This is a genomic window from Roseovarius sp. ZX-A-9 (genome assembly GCF_028369135.1).
GTDB lineage: Bacteria > Pseudomonadota > Alphaproteobacteria > Rhodobacterales > Rhodobacteraceae > Roseovarius.
The window spans coordinates 22,328-44,808 of sequence record NZ_JAPWHW010000027.1; the positions used below are offsets into that span (position 1 = coordinate 22,328).

Below are 22,481 nucleotides of genomic sequence, written 5' to 3' on the forward strand. Positions count from 1 at the left end.
ATCGTGGCCTGTATAACGGCGCTCACCGGGGCGCAGGACGCTGGACACTTTCGATCACCACCAGCACCAGCCCCGCCGCCAACCCCCAGAACGCAGCACCGATACCCATCAGGCTGAGGCCGGATGCGGTCACGACAAAGGTGACTGCCGCAGGGGCCCGGTGCGCGCCTTCCGCCAATGCAGCGCCCAACGAAGCGATGAACGGTCCCAGCAGCGCCACGCCCGCCACAACCGCGATCAAGGCAGGCGGGAAACTGGCAAAGAGCAGGACCAGAGGCATCGCTATCAGCGCGATCACGGCATAGCCCGCCGCGTAGACCGGCCCGGTCAACCAGCGTTTCGCCGGATCGGGATGCGCGTCAGGCCCGGTGCAGATCGACGCGGTGATGGCGGCCAGGTTGCTGGAATGCGCGCCCCAAAACGCCGAGATGGCAGAGGCCGCCCCCGTGACCAGCAGGATCGAGCGGCCCGGCACCGGGTACCCCTCGGCTCGCAGCACGGCAAAGCCCGGCAGGTTCTGCGAGGCCATCGTTACGAGGTAGAGCGGCACGGCGATGCCCAGCACCGCCCCCGCCTCGAACTTTGGCACGATGATTTCCATTGGTGGCAACCCGCCCTGCCAGAGCGGCTGCGCCAGCCCCAGCACCATAGCCAGCGGCACGCCCGCCGCCAGCACGGCCAGCACCGCCCAGATCGGCGAGAACAATCGCACCACGAAGAACAGCGCCAGAAGCGGCAGCACCAGCGCCTCTGCTCCCGGCACCACGCGAAATGCATCGGCGACAAAGGCAAAGAGCACCCCGGCCAGCATCGCCGAGGCCACCGCGCCGGGGATCCGAGACACCGCCCGCTCCAGCATCGGCACCAGCCCGGTAGCGATCAGCATCAGCGCGGCCAGCAGGAACGCCCCCGCCGCCACCTCCAGCGATGTGCCGCTGACCCCGGCCAGCAATGCCGCCCCCGAGGTGGACCATGCGGTGACGATGGGCAGCCGGTGGCGCAGGCTTAGATATCCGGTCGTGACCATCATCGACAGGCACAGGACGGTGATCCACGTGGCCTTCTGCCCCTCGCTCGCGCCCAGCGCGTCCGCCGCCGACAGGACGATCGCGACCGAGCCGCCGAACCCCACAAGCACCGCGACAAGAGCGGAAATGATGATGGAAATACGCATGGCGATTCTCAACTTGTATCCAATCCTATTTTTTGGATACACTATTCGGCAACACCAAAGAAAGCCCGGTATGCGTCCTCCCTTCCCGATACGCGGCGAACAGGCCGCCGAGATCGCCGCCGCCCTGCGTGCCGACATCCTGTCTGGCGTCCTGCCCCCCGACACGGCATTGGGACAACAAGAGATCGCCGCGCGATTCTCCGTCAGCCGCCTGCCGGTGCGCGAGGCCCTGCGTCTTCTGGAACATGATGGGTTGGTGCAGATCGAGCCGAACAAGACCGCGCGGGTCACGCGCCTGCGCATTGCCGATCTGATCGAGTTGGGCGAAATGCGCGTCGCCGCCGAAACCTTGGCGCTCAGCCGCTCGATGCCCCATCTCAGCGATGCACAGATCGCTGCGGCAGAGGCCATCCAGACCCGGATGGAGGCCGCACCCCCTGCCGCATTCGCAGAACTCAACGCCGCCTTTCACCGTCAGCTTTACCTGCCTGCCGGGCGCCCGCGCCTGATCGGGCATATCGACGCGCTCGGCTTGCTGTCCGAGCGTTACTTGCGGCGTGCGGTGGAAAAACTGGATTATGCCGGGGCCTCGCATAGCGAACATCACGCGATCCTGCGCGCCTGCCGGGCTCGCGACGCGGATCGCGCTATCAGCCTGTTGAGCGCGCATATCGACACCGCTGTACGAACCCTTGCAGCCGCCTTGGCCGATACGTCTCAGGTCGCGGATTGAAACCTGTCGCTCGCCTCAGAACACGCCCATGCTCAACCCGGCCGCCAGCGCCATGCCCAGATCGCGGCACTTCTCCAGTTCCGCCTTGGGGATTGTCTTCTCGGCCAGTATTTCCTCGGGCGTCTGGGCATGGGTGCAGACAATGAGCGGCTCCTGCACCTGCCGCAATCGCCACCCCTGGGCGATCCGCGCGATCTGACGCACGGCATTCTCGCCGTCCGATCCCGCACAGATCATCTGCGCATAGGGCCGCGCCTCGATCCGGCCCAGCACAGGGTAATAGCAGCGGTCAAAGAAATCCTTCATCACCCCCGACATCGCCGCAAGGTTTTCGGGCGCGCAGAAGATATAGCCGCAGGCATTCAGCAGGTCGTCCGGCCCCGCATCCTCCGCGCGTTTCAGTACGGCTTCCGCCTCAGCGCGCGCCGCCCCGGCAGCGGCCTCGGCCATCTGCCGACTGCCGCCGGTCCGGGAGTGGTAAACAATCAGCAGCTTGGTCATGCCCCTATGTTACCCGCTGCCATGATGCAGGGCCAGATGGCCCGAACAGAGCCGCCAAAGATATCCCGGAATGTCATAGGCCGTTCTGCGGCCTTGGCGCGGTCGGAGCGCACCGCACCCGTGTGGAGGAGAGATCAATCACACCGTGGCGCGCGCTCCTCGCGGATCACTTCAAAGCAGCGAGACTTCGAGCGCGGTTTGGCGAAAGAACAAGCGTTTCGCGATAAGATTCAGCGGCGGAGTCGATGCGACCCAGCTCATAGTAAAGATCACCGAGAAGCTCGCGCGCTGGGATAACATGGCCGGGCGTCCCCCCTCGCCTTACAGTCCACTCAACTGCAATGACGGACGGTAAACCGTAGACTGCGACAGCTTCATGTCCCAGTGTCGCCTTCCGTCTCGATCATCAACGGTTCGCCACAATGCTTGCAGTGAACCGCATCCGTGTCGTGCCGGTTCAGGCCGCATTTCGGGCATTTGTGCCTGATTTTCGAGGGCTGAAAGATGGCGCGCGCCAATTGGACGAAAAGCGCGACGCCCACGACCATGATGAAAACCGACAGCAGCTTTCCCCCGGTTGTCGTCATGGTGATGTCGCCAAAGCCAGTCGTCGTGAGCGTCGCCACCGTGAAGTAGAGCGCATCAACATAGCCGGGGATGCCCGCCTCTTCATCAAAGGCCAGCACGAAGACGAATGACGCGGTGACGAAGATGAAGACAAAGAGATTGACCACCGCGAGGATCGCGTCCTCGTGGCGACGGAAGAACAGGCTCTCGCGCCGAAGGTCACGCAGCAGCTGATAGGCGTGGATCAGCCTCAGGCCCCGCAGCACGCGGAGGAAGGCGAAGTTCGCGGTGACAAGCGGCGCCAGTAGCAGGGTCAGCACGACAATCAGATCAGCAATGGTGTAGATGCGCATCAGCTCACGGCGCGGGTTGTCAGAGATCCAGAACCGGGCCGCGAGGTCCAGAGCGATGAGCAGTCCCAGCCCGGTGTTCAGCGCTGTCGTCACCGGTGTCGTGGGCAGCGCAGCCGTTGCAATGAAATAGACGACCGTCAGCGCATCGAAAACGATCAACCCATAGCGAAACCGACGGGCACGCTGGCTCTGACCCGTGTAGAGCAACCTGATCGTTCGGTGCAGTTCTTCCATTTACGTAACATGCCATAGGTTTCTGCCCGGTACCATCTGCCGAAACCACAGCTTGCCATCGGGCAAGCCCGGGGCGCGCGAATTTTTCCTTGCCTTCGCAGATCACTTTTTTACACATCTGTGCCGTCCGAAAAAGGAGCGAGAGATGACTGGACCCCTTATGAATCGCCGGAGCATGATGGGCGGCGCGGCTGCGATGACGATGGGAACACTTGCGGCGCCATCTTATGCGTTCGATGACGCCTGCACAGTCGAACAGAATTTCGGCATCTGGGCGGCCACTTTCACACGGGTACAGGAGCTCGACTACGGTGGCGTCCCCGTTGAGGTGTGGAGCCAAAGGCTGCGTGACACAACCAGCGGCCTTCAGATCAACATACTTCAACGCAGCTCTGAAGCCCCTGTAGGCGGCATGTCGATTTGGGCCTCAGGCATTGATGAATTCGAGTATATCCAGAGCATCAAGGAAGAATTCACGGCCCGCGCGAAACAGTCCGAGTCGGGCAATTACGAAGCGCGAGTACGGGTCGATCTTCGCGGAAGAAACAGCGATTTCCTCTGGACCCGATATGGAAGCCTGGAATTTAATTATACCGGCTATGTTTCGCCGTCGATTGATCTTGGTCGCGATTTGAATGACATTTTCGCTTTGTTTGATGCGCTTGAGCGCGAAAATGCGGTCGACCTGAATTATTACATCGAACACGACGGCGCCATGGTTCAGATTTGGCATAGCGACATCAGTGTTGATGATCTCTTGGCCGCAAGCCGTGCCTCCGACCAGATGGGCGCGCGTCTTTCCCAGCAATCCGAGGGTGCGGATTGTTATCAAGAGGAAGGATGCTTTCTGACCACGGCCTGTTGCGGGCACTACGGGCGCCCGGACAATGGGCTGGAACTATCGACCCTTCGCCGGTTTCGCGATGGCTATCTGGCCGCCTCGACCGAGGGCGCACGCGAGATCGGCGAATACTATCGCCTCGGGCCACAGATTTGTCGCGCGATCAACGCAGATGCGGCCGGGGGGCGTGTCCTGCGCGGGATCTATTGGGGGACTATCCTGCCCTGCGTGGTGTTGATCCGTTTGGGCCTGAACGGTCTGACGCATCGGCTCTACCGGCGGATGGTTCGACGGCTACAGCTTCGCTACGGGATTGCCTGATCTGGTAATTCCATGTCGTCCGAACGCCACATTGCATGAACAATGCTGAAGCCTTCAATCACACTTCAAGGCGCCGCACCCGACCTGAACAGGTTGGGTCAGTAAAAATCGAAGCGCTCCCGTGACACTGATCGAGGCGGCTGACGCCTAGCAAGGCGTGCCCTGGTAGGCCAGCTGGTGGGCCGCGACTTCGGCTCACTTTTTTCCTATAAAAACAACACTTTAATGTGTTTTAGTGGTGCGGGTGAAGGGACTTGAACCCCCACGCCTTGCGGCGCCAGAACCTAAATCTGGTGCGTCTACCAATTCCGCCACACCCGCGTTCGGCGCGGCCCCATGGGCCGCAACCTGACGTGTCTCCTAGCAAAGCCCGCGCCGGGATGCGAGCAAAAAACCCATTGCCCCGGCGCGGTGATGAAAAAGGCAGGACATTTACCGAAACTTGACATATCATCGGCCTCAATAACGAGCAGACTAAAAAAATAGCAGGTCGCCATGAAACCGAAAACGGTCGGGCGCAGCGGCGGGACATATCCCGCACGGGCGCCTTCCATATGCGCCGGGGTCGGCCCCGGCAGCATCCTTTTGACGCAAGCTGGCGAAACGCTGGTCGAGGACATCGCGCCGGGGGATCGGATCATCACCCGCGATTGCGGTCTGGCCACGGTGGATGACATCCGCAAGTGCCGCCTGACGACCCACACCGTGCGTGTGCTTGCCGGTTCGCTGGGCGACACCCGCCCTGACCGCGATGTGGTTCTGCCCGCCGACCAGAAACTGCTGATCCGCGACTGGCGCGCAATGGCGCTCTTTGGCAAGGCGCAGGCGATGGCGCCCGCGCGCGCGCTGGTGGATGGCGAATTCATCACCCATGACGGGCTGCGAACGCTGACCCTGTATCAGCTGTGGTTCGATGCCCCGCATGTGATCTATGCGGACGGTCTGGAACTCGCCGCGCAGGCCAGCCCCGAGGCACGGTCCCAAGTCGCCTGACAGGCCGCCCGCAGGGCGCGAAAGCGCGGCATCAAAGGCCGAGCGCGCGGAACACCTTTGGCAATTCTTCGGGAATATCCTCGGCAATCAGGCCGGGGCCAAAGCTGCGTGCGCATTCGACATGCAGCCAGGCGCCCGTCTCTGCCGCCTGCATCGGCATCACCCCGCGGGCAAGCAACCCGGTAATGAATCCGGCCAACACATCGCCTGACCCGGCGGTGGCCAGCCAGGGTGCCGCGCGCTCGAAATGCGCCGAGTTGATGCTGCATCGCCCATCCGGCGCAGCGATCACCGTGTCCGGCCCCTTGAACAGGACAGTACAGCCAGCACGGCGTGCCGCATCCCGGGTCGCATCAACCTTAGAATAGGCAGGGCCGCGCGTCGGCGCCTCCCCGAGCTTCTTCGCGATATCCGGAAAAAGGCGTGCAAACTCACCGCCATGCGGGGTCAGCACGCAACGGCCGTGAAGCCGGCCAAAGAGCGCAGCATCCCCCGCCAACGCCGTCAGCGCATCGGCATCCAGCACCGTTGGTCGCACTTCCGGCCCGGCAGAGCCGAGGATCACATCCAGCGCGTCCCGGGCACGCTCTACCCCCATTCCCGGACCAAGGCAGAGCGCATTGATCCGCTGATCCTGCAACGCTTCGGCCAGCCCGTCCTTGTCCGCCACCCGCGTCAGCATCAGCGCCGTGATCTGCCCCGCCACCTCCAACTGCGCGGCGGGCGGCACGCCCAGCGTCACCAACCCTGCCCCGATTCTGAGCGCGCCTCTGGCTGCCAGCCGCGCCGCGCCCGTCTTGCCAGAACCACCCGACAGGATCAGCGCGTGACCGTGCGCGTATTTATGCGCGATGGCCCCTTTGGGCCGGATGTTCGGCGCGCCTGACAGCAGGCGCACCGCGTCCCCCTCAGGCTGTCCGCCAAGGCCGATATCCTTGACGCGAATTTTTCCGCTCAGCCCGGGGCCGCCCCCCTCGTGCCCCTGATGCAAAAGGAAATGCCCCAGTTTCGCACGATGAAACGTGACGGTCAGATCTGCGGGAAACGTCCCGAAATTCGCACCTGAATCCGTACACAACCCACTGGGCGCATCGATCGCCACGAATTTCGGACGAGTTGCAGAAACGTCATCGGACATCGCGGAAACGAACCCGCGCCGGGCTTTCTCGGTATCCTTGGGCATCGGGCGCGTTAGCCCGGTGCCGAAAAGCGCGTCCACCACCAGGTCCGCGGACCGGCGCGCCAGCAGATCTTCAATCAGGGAGTCGTCCCACGTCTGGCAGCGCCCCAATGCGCACCACCGCTCATGGTTCGCCCTGGCATCCGACGGCAATTTCTCGACCTCTCCGTAAAGAAAGAGTTCCACCTCCCAACCCCATTCCTTCAACAACCGCGCAACAACAAAGCCGTCGCCGCCATTGTTGCCCGGCCCGCACAGCACAAGCGCCCGATACGACGTCGCGGCCAGTTCGGGCCACTCCTCGAAAACCGCCTCGACGACGCCGCGCCCGGCCCGTTCCATCAGCTCCAGCCCGCTCACGGAACCCGAGTTGATCGCGGCCTGCTCAATGGCCCGCATCTGCGCTGCGGTTAACAGTTCGGTCATGGTTTCCTCATGTCAGCGATTCAAATTTGCCCATTCGGCCAGCACTCTGCCTATTTTTTAGGCATAACGGAATACATCACCCGCGCAGCACCGCCCTGCACAGCCTACCCGATTGAGCCTCATCAAGAGAAGTGCTCTGACGGGCGCGACGCAAGGGCGAAGGGGCCAAGTGATGAAAAAGATCGAAGCAATCATCAAACCGTTCAAACTGGACGAAGTGAAAGAGGCGCTGCAGGAGGCCGGCATTCAGGGCCTGAGCGTGCTCGAGGTCAAGGGGTTTGGCCGCCAGAAAGGCCATACCGAGCTGTATCGCGGCGCGGAATATGTCGTGGATTTCCTTCCCAAGGTGAAAATCGACGTGGTTCTCGACGATGATCAGGTCGATGCCGCCATCGAGGCCATCGTGAACGCGGCCAAGACCGACAAGATCGGCGACGGCAAGATTTTTGTCAGCCCGGTCGAGCAGGCGATCCGCATCCGGACCGGTGAGACCGGCTCCGAGGCACTGTAACGCCTGCCCCGCATCATCCATTCGAACAATACAAAACCAAAGGAACACAGACATGAGCGCACAAGACCTGCTCAAGACCATCGCAGATGAACAGATCGAATATGTCGATATCCGTTTCACCGACCCGCGCGGCAAGCTGCAGCACGTGACGCTTGTTTCGGATCTGGTCGATGAGGATTTCATCGAAGAAGGCTTCATGTTCGACGGCTCCAGCATTGCCGGCTGGAAATCCATCGAAGCCTCGGACATGAAGCTGATGCTGGACACCGAGAGCGCCTATGTCGATCCGTTCTATGCCGAAAAAACCCTGTGCGTGCATTGCACGGTGGTCGAGCCCGATACCGGCGAAGCTTATGACCGCGACCCGCGCGGCACCGCCCAGAAAGCAGAATCCTATCTGAAATCCACGGGTATCGGCGATGTGGCCTATATGGGCCCCGAGGCGGAATTCTTCCTGTTTGACGATGTGCGGTTCTCGAACTCGATCAACAAGGTCTCCTACGAGGTCGATGCGCAGGATGGGTCCTGGAACACCGATACCGAGTATGAAATGGGCAACATGGGCCACCGCCCTGGCCTCAAGGGCGGGTATTTCCCGGTAAACCCGACCGACGACGCGCAGGACATCCGCAGCGAGATGCTGAGCACGATGAAGCGCCTTGGCATGAAAGTGGACAAGCACCACCACGAAGTCGGCAGCTGCCAGCATGAGTTGGGCCTGATCTTTGGCTCGCTGACCAAGCAGGCCGACGAACTGCAGAAATACAAATACGTCATCCACAACGTGGCACAGGCCTATGGCAAGACCGCAACCTTCATGCCCAAGCCGATCTATGGCGACAACGGCAGCGGCATGCATGTGAACATGTCGATCTGGAAGGACGGCAAGCCGCTCTTTGCGGGCGACAAATATGCCGATCTCAGCCAGGAAGCGCTGTATTTCATCGGTGGCATCCTCAAGCACGCCAAATCGCTCAACGCCTTCACCAACCCCGGAACCAACAGCTACAAGCGTTTGATCCCCGGCTTCGAGGCCCCCGTGCTGCGCGCCTATTCCGCGCGCAACCGCTCGGGCTGTGTGCGTATCCCGTGGACCGAGAGCCCCAAGGCCAAGCGCGTCGAGGCCCGCTTCCCCGATCCGGCTGCCAACCCCTACCTGTGCTTTGCAGCGCTGCTGATGGCCGGTCTTGATGGCATCAAATCAAAGATCGACCCCGGCGAAGCGATGGACAAGAACCTCTATGACCTGCCCGCCGAAGAGCTGGAAGGCATCCCCACCGTCTGCGGCAGCCTGCGCGAAGCGCTGGAAGAACTGAAGGCCGATCATGACTACCTTCTGGCAGGTGATGTCTTCACCCAGAGCCAGATCGACGGCTACGTTGCGCTCAAGATGGAGGAAGTCCAAACCTACGAGCACACGCCGCACCCGGTCGAGTTCATGATGTACTACAGCTGCTGAGGATTTCTGCCACAATTTCGCCACACACGTTAAACGCGAGTTTCGCGAAATTGCCTCAAGCCTAAGTTTTAAAGGGCGTCCGTCTTCGGGCGCCCTTTCCTATGAAGATGGCCTGACGAACATTTGCCCGAAACCCGTCATGATTCGGTCCTAACGGAAACAATTTTTTTCGGCATGGTGCGATTGAGGTAAAAATCGAAACACGGGCATATGACGCATAAAAATGAAATCATAACGGCGTGGCTTATCATGCCGAAAGCAAATACCGTTTCGATCGCGGATATGCTTCATCAGATTTCGTGCAATACCGAAGATCTGGATCCGGGCTTTTGCCAGGGTCGGGTTCTGACGGATCGCTCGGCCTGTCTGGTAACGCCACAGCACGTGCTCTGGATCACCCAGGGCGTCGGCAAGAAGTCGGATGGATCGACGACGGCACCTGTCATGAGGCTGGTCATACATCCGATCAACCCCGAAACCGGATTGGGCAAGGCCGGCGCAATGCTGGCACGGCTGATCTGCACATTGCCCGTGGAACTGGTGCAATGGGACGGGCATGCGGTCTGGTTGCCGATTGCGGGTTTCCGCGAAGCGGTCGAGGCCGGGCAGCGCCCGCGAATCGAACGGGTTGCCCCCGCAGAATCGGCCGCCGCTCCAGAGCCGGTCGACATGACCGACCTCGTTGTGCCTCGCCGCACCCTGCCCGGGATCGAGGATACCTGCGACCACCTGAGCGCACGTCTCGACACCTTCGGGATGGCCCCGCGCGAGGACGGCGTGGACCATGGCCCCCAGACCCAGATTCATTGGGAATTGCCAGACCCGGATATCGTCGAGGAAATTCCGCAGCGGCTGACCGCTTGGGCCATGGCACTGACAGTGTCGATGATCGCCCTGCCGGTCGGCACCACATTGATCCTGTTGACATTGTTCAAGGGCGAAAGCGTCCGGCTGGCGGCACAGACGGCGGCGCTCACGGGGCTGTTTGTCGGCCTCAACAGCGTCGGGGCCACAGCCCAGACCATCCAGTTGATCTCGTCCATCGCGCTCTGAATCCGGCATCGCGAGTGCCCTGACCCAGCTGTTTACCAAGAGCCTTGAAACAGGGGCTCTTGGCGTCGTTGCTTGACCACATCCACTCGGATCAGCCCCATAAACTTGCACGATCGGTGCAGCGAACCCCTTGCGGCGCCTATATTTTCGCAAAACTCACCGCGTCGCCTCGGGTAGTTCAAAAAAACGGGCCCATGTCGCAATCAGACCGGACAGTCCCGGCGCGCCACAGCAGACTTCGCGAGAAAACACGCGACGGAGCCTGCAATGAACAATCACTACCGCGACACGCGCAAGATCGACCCGACACGCGGAGACCGTCTTGGCGACAACACCCCCAACGACGCCGACCGGATCGAAATCGGGCCGACGCAACTGGCCTTTGCGGAATGGCAGGCCGCGGGTCTGCAGTTGCCCGACCTTCAGGCGATGCGCGAATACCGGTGGCAACGCCTGACCCGGCACATCGTGGATCGTGGCTATGGCGGGTTGCTGATGTTCGACCCGCTCAACATCCGCTACGCCACCGACAGCACCAACATGCAGCTTTGGAACACACACAACCCGTTCCGCGCGGTCCTGCTTTGCGCGGATGGCTACATGCTGATCTGGGATTACAAGAACTCGCCGTTTCTCAGCGCTTTCAATCCGCTGGTCCGCGAACAAAGGTCGGGCGCGGATCTCTTCTATTTCGACCGGGGTGACAAGATCGACATCGCCGCCGACGTGTTCGCCAACGAGGTGCGCATTTTGATGACCGAACACGCTCCGGGCAACATGCGCCTCGCCGTGGACAAGCCAATGGTGCACGGATTGCGCGCGCTCGAGGCGCAAGGGTTCGAGATCATGGAAGGCGAGGAAGTTACCGAAAAATCCCGCTCGGTCAAAGGCCCGGACGAAATACTGGCAATGCGTTGCGCGTCGCATTCCTGCGAAATCGCGGTCAAGGCAATGGAGGACGCCGCCCGTGCCGGCGTTCCGCAGGGCAACATGTCCGAGGATGACATCTGGGCCGTTCTGCATACCGAAAACATCCGCCGCGGCGGTGAATGGATCGAAACCCGCCTGCTCTCCTCCGGCCCGCGCACCAACCCGTGGTTTCAGGAATGCGGCCCGCGCATCGTCCGAATGAACGAAATCGTCAGTTTCGACACCGACTTGATCGGCAGTTACGGTATCTGCGTCGACATCTCGCGCAGTTGGTGGATCGGCGATCAGAAGCCTCCTGCCGACATGGTCTATGCGATGCAGCACGCCGTCGAGCATATCCAGACCAACATGGAGATGCTGAAACCCGGCGTGATGATACCCGAACTGACCGCAAACACCCATGTGCTGGACGCCAGGTACCAAAAACAGAAATATGGCTGCCTGATGCACGGCGTCGGCCTGTGCGACGAGTGGCCATTGGTCGCCTACCCCGATCAAGCCGTGGCCGGCGCGTTTGACTACCCGCTCGAGCCCGGAATGACGCTCTGCGTCGAGGCGCTCGTCAGCGAAGAGGGCGGTTCTTTCTCGATCAAGCTCGAAGATCAGGTTCTGATCACCGAGGACGGGTATGAAAACCTGACGAAATACCCGTTCGACACGGCATTGATGGGGGGCTGACCCAAGCCCGAGCCAGCCCCCTTTTCTTCTACTGCGCAGAGCGCATGACGTTGCCATGCCAGTCCGGCAGGCCCGCGTTCGTGGGCTGGCCGGGGTCAATTGCCGCCTGTTGCGATGCCAGCGACAACAACAGGAGTCCGACCAGCAAACCGGCCAACAGAAAGGTGATTGCGCTGACCGACAACGACTTCCGCCGCAGCGGGGGAAAGAGCGTGATATTCTGGAGCATGGTGCCCTCCTCAGGGTTCAATAGCAGTTGTAAGAAATAGCTAGTGCGCCCCAGAACATTCGCAAAATGAATTATAATTTGCCAAAACATCACAATCCTTGATGTTTTGTGACAAAAGCAGCCAGCGCGCTCGCCGCCGCGCCCTTGGCTCCCCGTCCTTCCCCCGGTGAACCGCACGGCGCAGTCATAGCCAAAGCCGAAGCCATCTCTTGATCTCCGGCCCATGTTTCTCTACCCGCATAGGGGTCTGATCCTCGGAGTTCCATCATGCTGAACCGCCTCATCTCCCGCCTGAAAATGCGGCTGAACGGCCTGAAATCCCCCGCCCTGCGCGAGCGGATGTACCGGATCGACGTGAACGGCACCCCGCACGAGGTGCAGCATTCACGCTTCAATCTGAACTGGCTGCCTGAGGCCGGGATCGACCCGAAGGTGATTGTTGATCTGGGATCGTTCGACGGCGGCGACGCCTGGCGGATGAAACAGACCTTTCCGAACGCCCGCGTGATCACCGTCGAGGCAGATCCCGACCGGATCAACATCGTGCGCGCGGCTCTTGCAGCCTCGGATGTGGAAATCTACAACTTCGCCGCCTGCGATCAGGACGGACCGGTGGAATGGTATACCGCCACGGTCAACGGCGAAACCAATGCCCAGGGCTCGCTCTATCAGCACAGCGACGCGTATCAAAAGCGGTTCACCTTCGTGAAACAGGCCGAAGACCCGATAGAGGTGGACGGCAAACGCTTTGACACATTCTGCGCCGAGGCAGGCATCGACGGGATCGACCTGCTGCACATGGATATCGAAGGGGCCGAACTGTCGGTGCTGCGCAGCATCGGCAAGGTGCGCCCCAAACTGATCTACCTGGAATGGCGCGAAGACGCGTTTCGCGGCCACGAAGGCACCGCAAGCGCCGAAACCCTGCTGCACGATCTGGGCTACAGTCTGCTGGGCAACCTGGGCGATGACCGGCTGTATCGGCACCAAGACGCCTGATCCCCAACCCGGCCCAAACCTCACCTTCGTGTGACGCCGCTGACACATGTCTGGCAACCGGACTTGTGGCCGCTTACTCTTGAGCCGTAGCACAAGAGGACCACCCCATGCCCACCGAACGCCTGACTTTCACCGGCCATGATGGCTCCGAACTGGCCGCGCGGCTCGATCTGCCCGAGGGGCCGCACCTGGCCACCGCGCTTTTTGCGCATTGCTTCACCTGCTCCAAGGATATCCCCGCCGCACGCCGGATCGCCGCCCGCCTTGCCGGCGCGGGCATCGCCGTGTTGCGGTTTGATTTCACCGGGCTTGGCCATTCGGGCGGCGAGTTCGAGAATACCACTTTCACCTCCAACACGACCGACCTGTTGCTGGCGGCCGAGGCGCTGGCGGCACGCGACATGGCGCCTTCACTGCTGATCGGCCACTCGCTGGGGGGAGCCGCGGTGTTGGCCACCGCACGCAAGATCGACAGCGTTCGCGCCGTGGTCACCATCGGCGCGCCTTTTGACCCCGCCCATGTGACCCATAATTTCGGCGACGCCCTGACCGAGATCGACAAGAACGGCGTGGCCGAGGTCAATCTTGGCGGCCGCCCCATCCGCATCGGCAAGGATTTCGTGGAAAACGTGAATGCCGAAACGCTCCAGACCGAAATCGCCCAGCTGCACCGCGCGCTGCTGATCCTGCACGCGCCGCGCGACGCCGTGGTAGGGATCGAAAACGCCGGGCGTATCTTCAGCGCCGCCAAACACCCCAAGAGTTTCGTCACACTCGACGAGGCCGACCATCTGATCTCCCGACCGCGTGACGCCGAATACGCCGCCCAGGTGATCGCCGCATGGGCCACGCGCTACCTTGATATCAAGGCGCCCGCGCCGCCCCCCGGCGCGCCCGAAGGCATCGTGCGCGTCACCGAGGCGGACCCCGACGGGTTCCTGCAAGACGTCTATTCCGGGCCTCGCCACCATACGCTGGCGGATGAACCTGCGGCCTATGGCGGCACCGACCGGGGCATGTCGCCCTACGGCTTCCTCTCGGCCGGGCTGGGGGCCTGCACGTCGATGACGATCCGCATGTATGCGCGGCGCAAAGGCTGGCCCCTTACCCAGGTCCGGGTCGAGGTCTGCCATGACAAGGTCCATGCCCAGGACGCCAAAGCCGGCCAGGACGCCCGCGCGGATATGTTCAAGCGGACCGTGTACCTAGACGGCGACCTCAGCGACGATCAACGCGCGCGGCTGCTGGCGATTGCCGACAAATGCCCGGTGCACCGCACATTGGAGGCCAGCGCACGTATCGAAACCATATTGGCCGACTGAGCGGCGCCGGGCGCAAAGGTTTTCGCTGTCTTCATACGTCTCCCCGCCCGAGGCGCCACGCTGATGCCTGCGGCGGGGGTACTTGCGACCAAAAGAGGCGACACCACCACCGCGAGGAGGCCCGGCTTGCTGCCAGCCTGCGCGCGGTTTACACCGCGCGCATCCGCATTTGACATAGCCAGAGGCCCACACACATGATTCCCCGCTATTCCCGCCCCGAAATGGTCGACATCTGGTCGCCCGAGACCAAGTTCCGTATCTGGTACGAGATCGAGGCGCATGCCTGCGACGCGATGGCCGATCTGGGTGTGATCCCGCGCGCCAACGCCGAGGCCGTATGGAAAGCCAAGGATGTGGAATTCGATGTAGCCCGCATCGACGAGATCGAGGCCGTGACCAAACATGACGTGATCGCCTTTCTGACCCATTTGGCAGAGCATGTGGGCAGTGACCAGGCGCGTTTCGTACACCAGGGGATGACCTCGTCGGATGTGCTCGACACCTGTTTCAACGTGCAATTGGTGCGTGCCACCGACATCCTGATCGCGGATATGAAGGGTCTGCTGGCCGCTCTCAAGCGCCGCGCATACGAGCACAAGGATACCGTGCGCATCGGGCGCAGCCACGGCATCCATGCCGAACCCACGACGATGGGCCTGACCTTTGCCCGCTTCTACGCCGAGATGGACCGCAACCTGAACCGGCTGGAAAAAGCCCGCTACGAGATCGCCACCGGCGCCATTTCCGGCGCGGTTGGCACCTTCGCCAATATCGACCCGGCGGTCGAAGAACATGTCTGCAAAAAACTGGGGCTGGAACCCGAGCCGATCAGCACTCAGGTGATCCCGCGCGACCGGCACGCGGCCTTCTTTGCAGCGCTCGGCGTAGTCGCCAGCAGCATCGAGAACGTCGCCATCGAGATCCGCCACATGCAGCGGACCGAAGTGCTGGAGGCCGAAGAGTTCTTTTCCGCCGGCCAGAAGGGCAGCAGCGCCATGCCGCACAAGCGCAACCCGGTATTGACCGAGAACCTGACCGGTCTGGCGCGTCTGGTGCGCATGGCCGTCGTGCCCGCGATGGAGAATGTCGCCCTCTGGCACGAGCGCGACATCAGCCACTCATCGGTCGAGCGCAACATCGGGCCTGACACCACGATCACGCTGGATTTCGCGCTGTCGCGGCTGACCAATGTCATCGACAAGCTGGTGATCTACCCCGACAACATGCTGGCCAACATGAACAAGTTCCGCGGCCTCGTGATGTCGCAGCGCGTTCTTCTGGCACTCACCCAGGCCGGGGTCAGCCGCGAGGATGCCTACAAACTGGTGCAGCGCAACGCGATGAAAGTCTGGGAGCAAGGCAAGGATTTCAAGACCGAGCTTCTGGCCGATGCGGACGTTTTGAAAGCACTGAGCGCCGAGGAAATCGAAGAGAAATTCGACATCGGCTACCATACCAAACATGTGGACACGATCTTTGCGCGGGTATTCGGCAAGGATTGACACTGCCGAAACGTGATTTGGTGAAATGCAGCAGGATGCGCTATGATTGGCGCACCTGCTGTAGGAGGCCACCATGTTCCCCAGATTGATCGCCGCCGCCTTTTTCATGACCTTGGCGCCGGGCGCCGTCCTCGCGATGGGCTGTACGCACGGCTCCACCGAGGCCCAGACCCAGTCCCAGTCCTGCGCGGGCGGCACGATGTACGATGCCGCCACCGCGACCTGCGTTCCTGTCGTCAGCGGCTAGGGCAATCCGCAAAGCAGCCGCCCCGACACCAAGGAATTGATCGGCGCGGCGCGGAAATGCCTTGATTCACAGAGTGCCTTAGCGCTTTTTCACGCTCTGCAGCCTATCGTCGGCCAAACCGATGGAGGGCGCAGAATGAGCCAGACAAATTCTCTTGCCCGGGTGGCACCTACGCCGCCCGCAGGCCGCACAGCGGCCCGTCTGACGCGTCGGCAGAAGGCCGCGATCATCGTGCGGTTCCTGCTCAACGAGGGGGCCGATGTACCGCTGTCCGAACTGCCCGATGCGCTACAGGCGACGCTGACCACCCAGATGGGCACCATGTGCTATGTTGACCGCGCCACGCTGATGAGCGTCGTATCCGAATTCGCGGGCGAGCTTGAGGGGATGGGCCTGACCTTTCCGCACGGGATCGCCGGCGCGATCAGCGCACTCGATGGCCGGATCAGCCCGCAAACCGCGGCACGCCTGCGCAAGGAAGCCGGCGTGCGCCAATACGGCGATCCGTGGGAGCAGATCCAGCGCACCGATCTCGACACGCTGGTGCCGATCATCCTGGCCGAAAGCGCCGAGGTGGCCGCCGTGGTCCTGTCCAAGCTTGACGTGCCCTTCGCGGCCAAACTGCTCGGCCGTCTGCCGGGGGACAAGGCGCGCCGTATCACCGTTGCGATCTCCCGCACAGTGGCCGTCACGCCCGAAGCGGTCGACCGGATCGGGTTGGTGCTCGCCGCGCAGATCGATGATCGCCCGCCCATCGCCTTTGACGACGGTCCGGTGCAGCGCGTCGGTGCGATCCTCAACTCCTCCAGTTCCGCCTTGCGTGATGATGTCCTCTCGGGACTGGACGAAACGGACGGCGATTTCGCCAGCCAGGTCCGGCGCGCGATCTTTACCTTTCAGCACATACCTGACCGGCTGGCGCGGACCGACGTGCCGCAGGTCATCCGCGCATTGGAGCAATCGGTGCTCATCACCGCGCTCACCGCGGCGAAATCCACGGGGCAGGAAAACGTCGTCGAATTCCTGCTCAACAACATGTCGCGCCGCCTGACCGATACCCTGCGCGAGGAAATGGAGGAGCGCGGCGCGGTCAAGCAAGGTCCGGGCGAAGACGCCATGACAGAGGTCGTCAACACCATCCGCAGGCTCGAAGCGGCAGGCAACCTTGTGCTGGCCACCGTGGAGGACGGCGAAGAAGCCGCCTGATCCACGCAGCCGCCACACGCGCAGGCCGCCGGTCCTGCCACCCGCAACCCGGCGCTTGTACCCTGCCCTGCCCGGCTCTATGTCTTGCGGCGAGTCCATGAATGACGGCGCAGATGAGTACCCCAAGCGATCCATTTCATATCCGAGCGGGCGAATATGGCGTCAATCTGATCCTGCGCGGGCTGATCGGGTTGGCCGGGCTGATGCCCTATCGCTGGCGCGTGCCCGCGATGGGCTGGATCACCTCGCGGATCGTCGCCCCTCTGGCAGGCTATTCGGCCCGCGTGCGCGATAACCTCGCGCATGTCTGCCCCGACCTGCCCGAGGCCGAAGTGCGCCGCCTGATGCGCGCGGTGCCCGACAATGCCGGGCGCGGCATGATCGAGATGTATTCGACCCGCGCCTTCACCGCCCGCGCCCGCCATTCACCGATGACCGGCCCCGGCATGGACGCGGTGCGCGCCGCCAAGGCCGCAGGGCGGCCCCTGATCTTCGTGACCGGCCATTTCGGCAGCTTCAACGCCGCGCGCGTCGCCATGGTCGAACAGGGGATCGAGCTGGGCGGTTTCTATCGCCCGCTCAAGAACCGCTATTTCAACGCGCATTACTCCAAGGCGATGACCGCGCTCAGTCAGCCGATGTTCGAACAGAGCAAGCGCGGCATGGTCCAGATGACCCGGCATCTTCGTGCAGGCGGTACATTGGCGATCCTGACCGACATCAACGCCCATGGCGGCGTGCCGCTGGATTTCTTCGGCAAACCGGCGCTGACTTCGCTCGTCACCGCCGAACTGGCGCTGAAATTCGACGCGCCGCTGGTGCCGGTCTGGGGCATCCGGCGCGCCAACGGGCTGGATTTCGATGTGATTGTCGAAGCGCCGATTGAGCCGTCCGACCCCGTCACCATGACCCAGGAATTCAATGACCGGCTCGAAGCCCAGGTCCGCGCCCACATGGATCAGTGGTTCTGGATTCACCGCCGCTGGAAAGATGGCACCGGCGACATGGCCGATCGCGGCGCCGAACGCATCGCCAAGCTGCTGGGCGAGGAGTGAGCCGCGTCAGCGCAGCTGCGCCACCGCCTCAACCGCGCCGTATCCCGGGCGCTGCACGATCACGACCACCGGCTGATCCGGATTGACCGGCGTTTTCAACGTCAGAGGCCGGGCCGTGTTCCAGCGCGCCAACTCGCTCAGGTCCGTCACCACATTGGCATGGCTCAGGGTCAGACCGGCATTTTCGCCGCGCTCAATGGCCACCGTGCGCTGCGGGGTGAACCGGGCGATCTGCACCACCAGCGGCGTGTTGATGGCCGCGGTCGCCCGCGCCTCGATCTGCACCTGATCGCCCTTGCGGACCACGCTCAGTGCCACGCGGTCCGGCGCCGCCTGGTGACGGCGGATAAGCGCATTCACATCCTTGGGCCGGTTGCCGACCACGTGATCGGTGCCGTTGATGATCATTTGCGGCGTGTAGACCATTTTCCTGTGCCCAGCCTTGGCATAGCCACGCTGGCGCGCCGTATGGGCCGGGTCGGCAAAGATGTCCTTCCAGCCGATGTAATCCCAGTAATCCACGTGCAGCGACAGCGCGATCACATCGTCGCGCGCCGCCAACTTGAGCAAGAGCGCGTCCGCCGGCGGGCAGGACGAACAGCCTTGCGAGGTGTAAAGCTCCACCAGCACGGGCCGCTCCCCGGCGCTTGCGCTGCTGACCCACAGGAACGGGACAAGGATCAGATAGGTCAGGAATCGCATCATGTGGGCTCTTCGGGCTGGGTCAGGCGTAACATGTCCCCCATCTAGCCATGCAGCCCCCAAAAAACCAATCAATGTTTCGCGATACTGCCGTGGGGTGGCTGGACAAGGATAATTGTGTGCAATAGTATACCGAAAACGGGTAAAACCCCTTGCCGCCCTTGTGCAAATGGGCCAGAACCCGACCAAGCCAGCTCAAATGCCAGACGAAAGGATGCTCCTATGCCGATCAATGTCGGACATGACACCGCCAAAGCCCGCCAGAAACTGACCTCGGGCGACCAATCCGTCGCCTACTACTCGATCGAAGCCGCCGAAAAGGCCGGTCTCGGCGATTTCAGCCGCCTGCCCGCTGCCCTCAAGGTGGTGCTGGAGAACATGCTGCGGTTTGAAGATGGCAAGACCGTCACCACCGATGACATCAAGGCATTCTCGGACTGGGCGGCCAATGGCGGCCGGAGCCCGCGCGAGATCGCCTATCGCCCGGCCCGCGTGCTGATGCAGGATTTCACCGGCGTGCCCGCGGTCGTGGACCTTGCGGCGATGCGCGACGGCATCGTGGCACTGGGCGGCAAGGCCGAGCAGATCAATCCGCTCAACCCCGTTGATCTGGTGATCGACCACTCGGTGATGATCGACGAATTCGGCAACCCGCGCGCCTTTCAGATGAACGTCGACCGCGAGTATGAGCGCAACATCGAGCGTTACCAGTTCCTCAAATGGGGTCAGGGCGCGTTCAACAACTTCCGCGTCGTGCCGCCCGGCACCGGCATCTGCCACCAGGTCAACCTGGAATACCTTGCCCAAACGGTCTGGACCGACAAGGACCAGAACGGCGAGGAAGTGGCCTATCCCGACACGCTGGTGGGCACCGACAGCCACACCACCATGGTCAACGGCGCCGCCGTTCTGGGCTGGGGCGTCGGCGGAATCGAGGCCGAGGCCGCGATGCTGGGTCAACCGATCTCGATGCTCATCCCCGAAGTCGTCGGGTTTGAGCTGACAGGCAAGATGGTCGAAGGCACCACCGGCACCGATCTGGTGCTGAAAGTTGTCGAGATGCTGCGTGCGCGCGGCGTGGTCGGCAAATTCGTCGAATTCTACGGTGCGGGCCTTGATACCCTGCCGCTTGCAGACCGGGCAACCATCGCCAACATGGCGCCGGAATATGGCGCGACCTGCGGCTTCTTCCCGATTGACGGCGAAACGCTGCGCTACCTGCGCAACACCGGGCGCGACGAGGCTCGTGTGCAACTGGTCGAGGCCTATGCCAAGGCGAACGGGCTCTGGCGCGGCGATGATTACGCACCGATTTACACGGACACGCTGCATCTGGACATGGGGACCATCGTCCCTGCCATCTCTGGTCCGAAACGCCCACAGGATTATGTAGCGCTCACTCATGCCTCCTCCGCTTTTCTGGATGTGGTCCATGACTATCGCGGTACTGATACCCACGAAGCAGCCTGCGACATGGTATCCGAAGGCGACACGATCACCGCCCCGGCTGACCCGCGCAAATCGCAAAAAGTCAAAGGCGAGGACTACGAGCTTCGCGATGGTTCTGTCGTGATTGCTTCGATCACGTCATGCACCAACACCTCGAACCCCTATGTGATGATCGGCGCCGGCCTTGTGGCGCGCAAGGCTGCAGCCTTGGGTCTGAACCGCAAACCGTGGGTGAAAACCTCGTTGGCGCCCGGTAGCCAGGTCGTCAGCGCCTATCTTGAGGCCGCCGGCCTTCAGGAGGACCTCGACAAGATCGGCTTCAACCTTGTGGGTTACGGTTGCACCACCTGCATCGGCAACTCTGGCCCGCTGCAGCCTGAAATCTCGGAAGCGATTTCCGAAGGTGACCTGATCGCTACCTCGGTTCTGTCGGGCAACCGCAACTTCGAGGGCCGCATTTCGCCAGACGTGCGGGCCAACTATCTGGCCTCGCCGCCGCTCGTGGTGGCCTATGCTCTGGCCGGTGACATGAATATCGACATCTCTCGTGATCCGATCGCGCAAACGCCCGATGGCAAGGATGTCTACCTCAAGGACATCTGGCCTACCACGAAAGAAATCGCCGATCTGGTTGAACAGACCGTCACACGCGAGGCGTTCCAGTCGAAATATGCCGACGTGTTCAAGGGCGATGAGAAATGGCAGGCCATCGAGACCTCCGAGGGCGAAACCTATGACTGGCCGCCGCAATCGACCTATGTCCAGAACCCGCCCTATTTCAAGGACATGCCGGCGGAACCGGGCAAGATCGCCAATATCGAGAACGCCAGCGTTCTGGCCCTGCTGGGCGACATGGTCACGACCGACCACATCAGCCCCGCCGGCAGCTTCAAGGAAAGCACGCCAGCCGGTCAGTATCTGCGTGAACGCCAAGTGCCGGTGCGCGAGTTCAACTCCTACGGATCGCGCCGCGGCAACCACGAGGTGATGATGCGCGGCACATTTGCCAATATCCGCATCCGCAACGAGATGCTGGATAACGTCGAGGGCGGCTATACCTACGGCCCGGACGGCAAGCAGACATCCATCTTTGACGCCGCGATGGCCTATCAGGAACAGGGCACGCCGCTGGTGATCTTTGGCGGCGAACAATACGGCGCGGGATCATCACGCGACTGGGCTGCCAAAGGTACGGCACTGCTGGGTGTGAAAGCGGTAATTGCCGAGAGCTTCGAGCGCATCCACCGCTCGAACCTCGTCGGCATGGGCGTTATCCCGTTCGAATTCACCGGCGGTGACACGCGCAAGTCGCTGGGTCTGACCGGCGAGGAAGCCGTGTCGATCACCGGGCTGGATAGCATCAAGCCGCTGCAGGAAGTCCCGTGCGAGATCACAATGGCCGACGGCAGCACCAAGAAGATCATGCTGAAATGCCGGATCGATACCGCCATCGAGATCGAATATATCGAACATGGCGGCGTGCTGCATTACGTGCTGCGCAACCTCGCCAAGGCCAACTGACCGGCCCTCGCTTGGACAGTATTAGCCTGCGCCCCGGTCTTTCCGGGGCGCAGTGCGTTTATGCCCTGCTACTCAACCCCAACGGGATTGCCCTTTGCGTATCGCAAAATCTGGGCTAAGGTTTCTCACAAGGCGCGAAAAACAGTGCCGGGATTCAATGTGAGTACAGGCAGTTCGGTCTTTGTCTCTGCTGTGATACCGCAAGTAACGGTGGACGCTTAGAGTATCCGTCTTGATCAAGCTGTTTTCGGTGTCCATTTGCGGTTTTGCTGGACGAGTGCGTTTGCCAATTCGA

The 22,481-nt window shown here is 62.0% G+C and carries 20 protein-coding genes and 1 tRNA gene; 14 read left to right on the plus strand and 7 right to left on the minus strand.

The annotated features are described in order from the left end of the window. Window positions 1-22: 22 nt before the first annotated feature. Window positions 23-1,174, minus strand: a complete 1,152-nt coding sequence (locus tag O3306_RS19750; RefSeq protein WP_272010531.1) for a benzoate/H(+) symporter BenE family transporter — start codon at window positions 1,172-1,174, stop codon at window positions 23-25. A 70-nt stretch (window positions 1,175-1,244) separates the two neighbouring features. Between O3306_RS19750 and O3306_RS19755 the strand changes: the two genes are divergently transcribed. Continuing rightward, on the plus strand, window positions 1,245-1,907 hold the full coding sequence (locus O3306_RS19755) for a GntR family transcriptional regulator (protein WP_272010533.1): 663 nt from the start codon (window positions 1,245-1,247) through the stop codon (window positions 1,905-1,907). Between the two features lie 15 nt (window positions 1,908-1,922). On the opposite strand, the gene O3306_RS19760 is transcribed toward O3306_RS19755, so the two are convergent. Both O3306_RS19760 and O3306_RS19765 read right to left on the minus strand, forming a co-directional pair. After that, window positions 1,923-2,408, minus strand: coding sequence for a flavodoxin family protein (locus O3306_RS19760; protein WP_272010534.1), 486 nt, complete (start codon window positions 2,406-2,408; stop codon window positions 1,923-1,925). 374 nt (window positions 2,409-2,782) lie between these two features. Beyond that, window positions 2,783-3,562, minus strand: coding sequence for an ion channel (locus tag O3306_RS19765; protein ID WP_272010536.1), 780 nt, complete (start codon window positions 3,560-3,562; stop codon window positions 2,783-2,785). A gap of 145 nt (window positions 3,563-3,707) precedes the next feature. Between O3306_RS19765 and O3306_RS19770 the strand changes: the two genes are divergently transcribed. After that, entirely contained in the window at window positions 3,708-4,724 is a 1,017-nt protein-coding gene (locus O3306_RS19770; protein WP_272010538.1) for a CFI-box-CTERM domain-containing protein, read from the plus strand. Between the two features lie 236 nt (window positions 4,725-4,960). Here O3306_RS19770 and O3306_RS19775 read toward each other — a convergent pair. Continuing rightward, a tRNA-Leu gene (locus tag O3306_RS19775) sits at window positions 4,961-5,045 on the minus strand. Window positions 5,046-5,219: 174 nt separating this feature from the next. Between O3306_RS19775 and O3306_RS19780 the strand changes: the two genes are divergently transcribed. Continuing rightward, window positions 5,220-5,717: a Hint domain-containing protein gene (locus O3306_RS19780; protein WP_272010540.1), complete on the plus strand. Its 498-nt coding sequence runs from the start codon at window positions 5,220-5,222 to the stop codon at window positions 5,715-5,717. A 31-nt stretch (window positions 5,718-5,748) separates the two neighbouring features. Here O3306_RS19780 and O3306_RS19785 read toward each other — a convergent pair whose 3' ends face one another. Beyond that, the gene (locus O3306_RS19785) at window positions 5,749-7,323 is read right to left on the minus strand and encodes an NAD(P)H-hydrate dehydratase (protein ID WP_272010542.1); all 1,575 of its coding nucleotides are present in this window, start codon (window positions 7,321-7,323) and stop codon (window positions 5,749-5,751) included. A gap of 172 nt (window positions 7,324-7,495) precedes the next feature. On the opposite strand from O3306_RS19785, the gene O3306_RS19790 reads away from it, so the two are divergent. The 4 genes from O3306_RS19790 (at window position 7,496) to dddP (ending at window position 11,954) form a co-directional block, all read left to right on the plus strand. Next, the gene (locus O3306_RS19790) at window positions 7,496-7,834 is read left to right on the plus strand and encodes a P-II family nitrogen regulator (protein WP_272010544.1); all 339 of its coding nucleotides are present in this window, start codon (window positions 7,496-7,498) and stop codon (window positions 7,832-7,834) included. Window positions 7,835-7,886: 52 nt separating this feature from the next. Beyond that, window positions 7,887-9,293, plus strand: a complete 1,407-nt coding sequence (gene glnA, locus O3306_RS19795) for a type I glutamate--ammonia ligase (RefSeq protein WP_272010546.1) — start codon at window positions 7,887-7,889, stop codon at window positions 9,291-9,293. 249 nt (window positions 9,294-9,542) lie between these two features. Further along, on the plus strand, window positions 9,543-10,346 hold the full coding sequence (locus tag O3306_RS19800; protein WP_272010548.1) for a hypothetical protein: 804 nt from the start codon (window positions 9,543-9,545) through the stop codon (window positions 10,344-10,346). A gap of 267 nt (window positions 10,347-10,613) precedes the next feature. Continuing rightward, a complete protein-coding gene (gene dddP / locus O3306_RS19805) occupies window positions 10,614-11,954 on the plus strand; it encodes a dimethylsulfonioproprionate lyase DddP (protein ID WP_272010550.1) in 1,341 nt (446 codons plus the stop codon). Between the two features lie 28 nt (window positions 11,955-11,982). On the opposite strand, the gene O3306_RS19810 is transcribed toward dddP, so the two are convergent. Next, window positions 11,983-12,183 carry a hypothetical protein gene (locus O3306_RS19810; RefSeq protein ID WP_272010552.1) on the minus strand — a complete coding sequence of 67 codons (201 nt, stop codon included), beginning with the start codon at window positions 12,181-12,183 and terminating at the stop codon, window positions 11,983-11,985. Between the two features lie 267 nt (window positions 12,184-12,450). On the opposite strand from O3306_RS19810, the gene O3306_RS19815 reads away from it, so the two are divergent. The 6 genes from O3306_RS19815 to O3306_RS19840 all read left to right on the plus strand — a co-directional run bounded on the left by O3306_RS19815 (window position 12,451) and on the right by O3306_RS19840 (window position 18,514). Then, complete coding sequence (locus O3306_RS19815; protein WP_272010553.1) at window positions 12,451-13,182, plus strand: FkbM family methyltransferase; 732 nt, start codon at window positions 12,451-12,453, stop codon at window positions 13,180-13,182. A 107-nt stretch (window positions 13,183-13,289) separates the two neighbouring features. After that, window positions 13,290-14,504 (plus strand): bifunctional alpha/beta hydrolase/OsmC family protein, encoded by a 1,215-nt coding sequence (locus O3306_RS19820; protein ID WP_272010554.1) that lies wholly within the window; start codon window positions 13,290-13,292, stop codon window positions 14,502-14,504. Between the two features lie 194 nt (window positions 14,505-14,698). Further along, the gene (gene purB, locus O3306_RS19825) at window positions 14,699-16,006 is read left to right on the plus strand and encodes an adenylosuccinate lyase (protein ID WP_272010555.1); all 1,308 of its coding nucleotides are present in this window, start codon (window positions 14,699-14,701) and stop codon (window positions 16,004-16,006) included. Between the two features lie 73 nt (window positions 16,007-16,079). Next, complete coding sequence (locus O3306_RS19830; protein ID WP_272010557.1) at window positions 16,080-16,253, plus strand: adenylosuccinate lyase; 174 nt, start codon at window positions 16,080-16,082, stop codon at window positions 16,251-16,253. Between the two features lie 135 nt (window positions 16,254-16,388). Then, on the plus strand, window positions 16,389-17,459 hold the full coding sequence (locus O3306_RS19835; RefSeq protein ID WP_272010559.1) for a flagellar motor switch protein FliG: 1,071 nt from the start codon (window positions 16,389-16,391) through the stop codon (window positions 17,457-17,459). Window positions 17,460-17,572: 113 nt separating this feature from the next. Then, window positions 17,573-18,514: a lysophospholipid acyltransferase family protein gene (locus O3306_RS19840; RefSeq protein WP_272010561.1), complete on the plus strand. Its 942-nt coding sequence runs from the start codon at window positions 17,573-17,575 to the stop codon at window positions 18,512-18,514. A 6-nt stretch (window positions 18,515-18,520) separates the two neighbouring features. Here O3306_RS19840 and O3306_RS19845 read toward each other — a convergent pair whose 3' ends face one another. Further along, window positions 18,521-19,219: a DUF1223 domain-containing protein gene (locus O3306_RS19845; protein ID WP_309501451.1), complete on the minus strand. Its 699-nt coding sequence runs from the start codon at window positions 19,217-19,219 to the stop codon at window positions 18,521-18,523. Between the two features lie 219 nt (window positions 19,220-19,438). Here O3306_RS19845 and acnA point away from each other — a divergent pair, with 219 nt between their 5' ends. After that, window positions 19,439-22,186 (plus strand): aconitate hydratase AcnA, encoded by a 2,748-nt coding sequence (gene acnA, locus O3306_RS19850; protein WP_272010563.1) that lies wholly within the window; start codon window positions 19,439-19,441, stop codon window positions 22,184-22,186. Window positions 22,187-22,481: the final 295 nt, after the last annotated feature.

Bases quoted from the DNA above. Each gene is read 5' to 3' on its own strand.
- O3306_RS19815 (WP_272010553.1), top strand. From the start codon at position 12,451: ATGCTGAACCGCCTCATCTCCCGCCTGAAAATGCGGCTGAACGGCCTG.
- O3306_RS19790 (WP_272010544.1), top strand. From the start codon at position 7,496: ATGAAAAAGATCGAAGCAATCATCAAACCGTTCAAACTGGACGAAGTG.
- O3306_RS19785 (WP_272010542.1), bottom strand. From the start codon at position 7,323: ATGACCGAACTGTTAACCGCAGCGCAGATGCGGGCCATTGAGCAGGCC.
- acnA (WP_272010563.1), top strand. From the start codon at position 19,439: ATGCCGATCAATGTCGGACATGACACCGCCAAAGCCCGCCAGAAACTG.
- O3306_RS19835 (WP_272010559.1), top strand. From the start codon at position 16,389: ATGAGCCAGACAAATTCTCTTGCCCGGGTGGCACCTACGCCGCCCGCA.
- O3306_RS19765 (WP_272010536.1), bottom strand. From the start codon at position 3,562: ATGGAAGAACTGCACCGAACGATCAGGTTGCTCTACACGGGTCAGAGC.
- O3306_RS19810 (WP_272010552.1), bottom strand. From the start codon at position 12,183: ATGCTCCAGAATATCACGCTCTTTCCCCCGCTGCGGCGGAAGTCGTTG.
- O3306_RS19830 (WP_272010557.1), top strand. From the start codon at position 16,080: ATGTTCCCCAGATTGATCGCCGCCGCCTTTTTCATGACCTTGGCGCCG.
- O3306_RS19820 (WP_272010554.1), top strand. From the start codon at position 13,290: ATGCCCACCGAACGCCTGACTTTCACCGGCCATGATGGCTCCGAACTG.
- O3306_RS19750 (WP_272010531.1), bottom strand. From the start codon at position 1,174: ATGCGTATTTCCATCATCATTTCCGCTCTTGTCGCGGTGCTTGTGGGG.
- O3306_RS19760 (WP_272010534.1), bottom strand. From the start codon at position 2,408: ATGACCAAGCTGCTGATTGTTTACCACTCCCGGACCGGCGGCAGTCGG.
- O3306_RS19755 (WP_272010533.1), top strand. From the start codon at position 1,245: ATGCGTCCTCCCTTCCCGATACGCGGCGAACAGGCCGCCGAGATCGCC.
- purB (WP_272010555.1), top strand. From the start codon at position 14,699: ATGATTCCCCGCTATTCCCGCCCCGAAATGGTCGACATCTGGTCGCCC.
- O3306_RS19800 (WP_272010548.1), top strand. From the start codon at position 9,543: ATGCCGAAAGCAAATACCGTTTCGATCGCGGATATGCTTCATCAGATT.
- O3306_RS19845 (WP_309501451.1), bottom strand. From the start codon at position 19,219: ATGATGCGATTCCTGACCTATCTGATCCTTGTCCCGTTCCTGTGGGTC.
- O3306_RS19780 (WP_272010540.1), top strand. From the start codon at position 5,220: ATGAAACCGAAAACGGTCGGGCGCAGCGGCGGGACATATCCCGCACGG.
- O3306_RS19770 (WP_272010538.1), top strand. From the start codon at position 3,708: ATGACTGGACCCCTTATGAATCGCCGGAGCATGATGGGCGGCGCGGCT.
- O3306_RS19840 (WP_272010561.1), top strand. From the start codon at position 17,573: ATGAGTACCCCAAGCGATCCATTTCATATCCGAGCGGGCGAATATGGC.
- dddP (WP_272010550.1), top strand. From the start codon at position 10,614: ATGAACAATCACTACCGCGACACGCGCAAGATCGACCCGACACGCGGA.
- glnA (WP_272010546.1), top strand. From the start codon at position 7,887: ATGAGCGCACAAGACCTGCTCAAGACCATCGCAGATGAACAGATCGAA.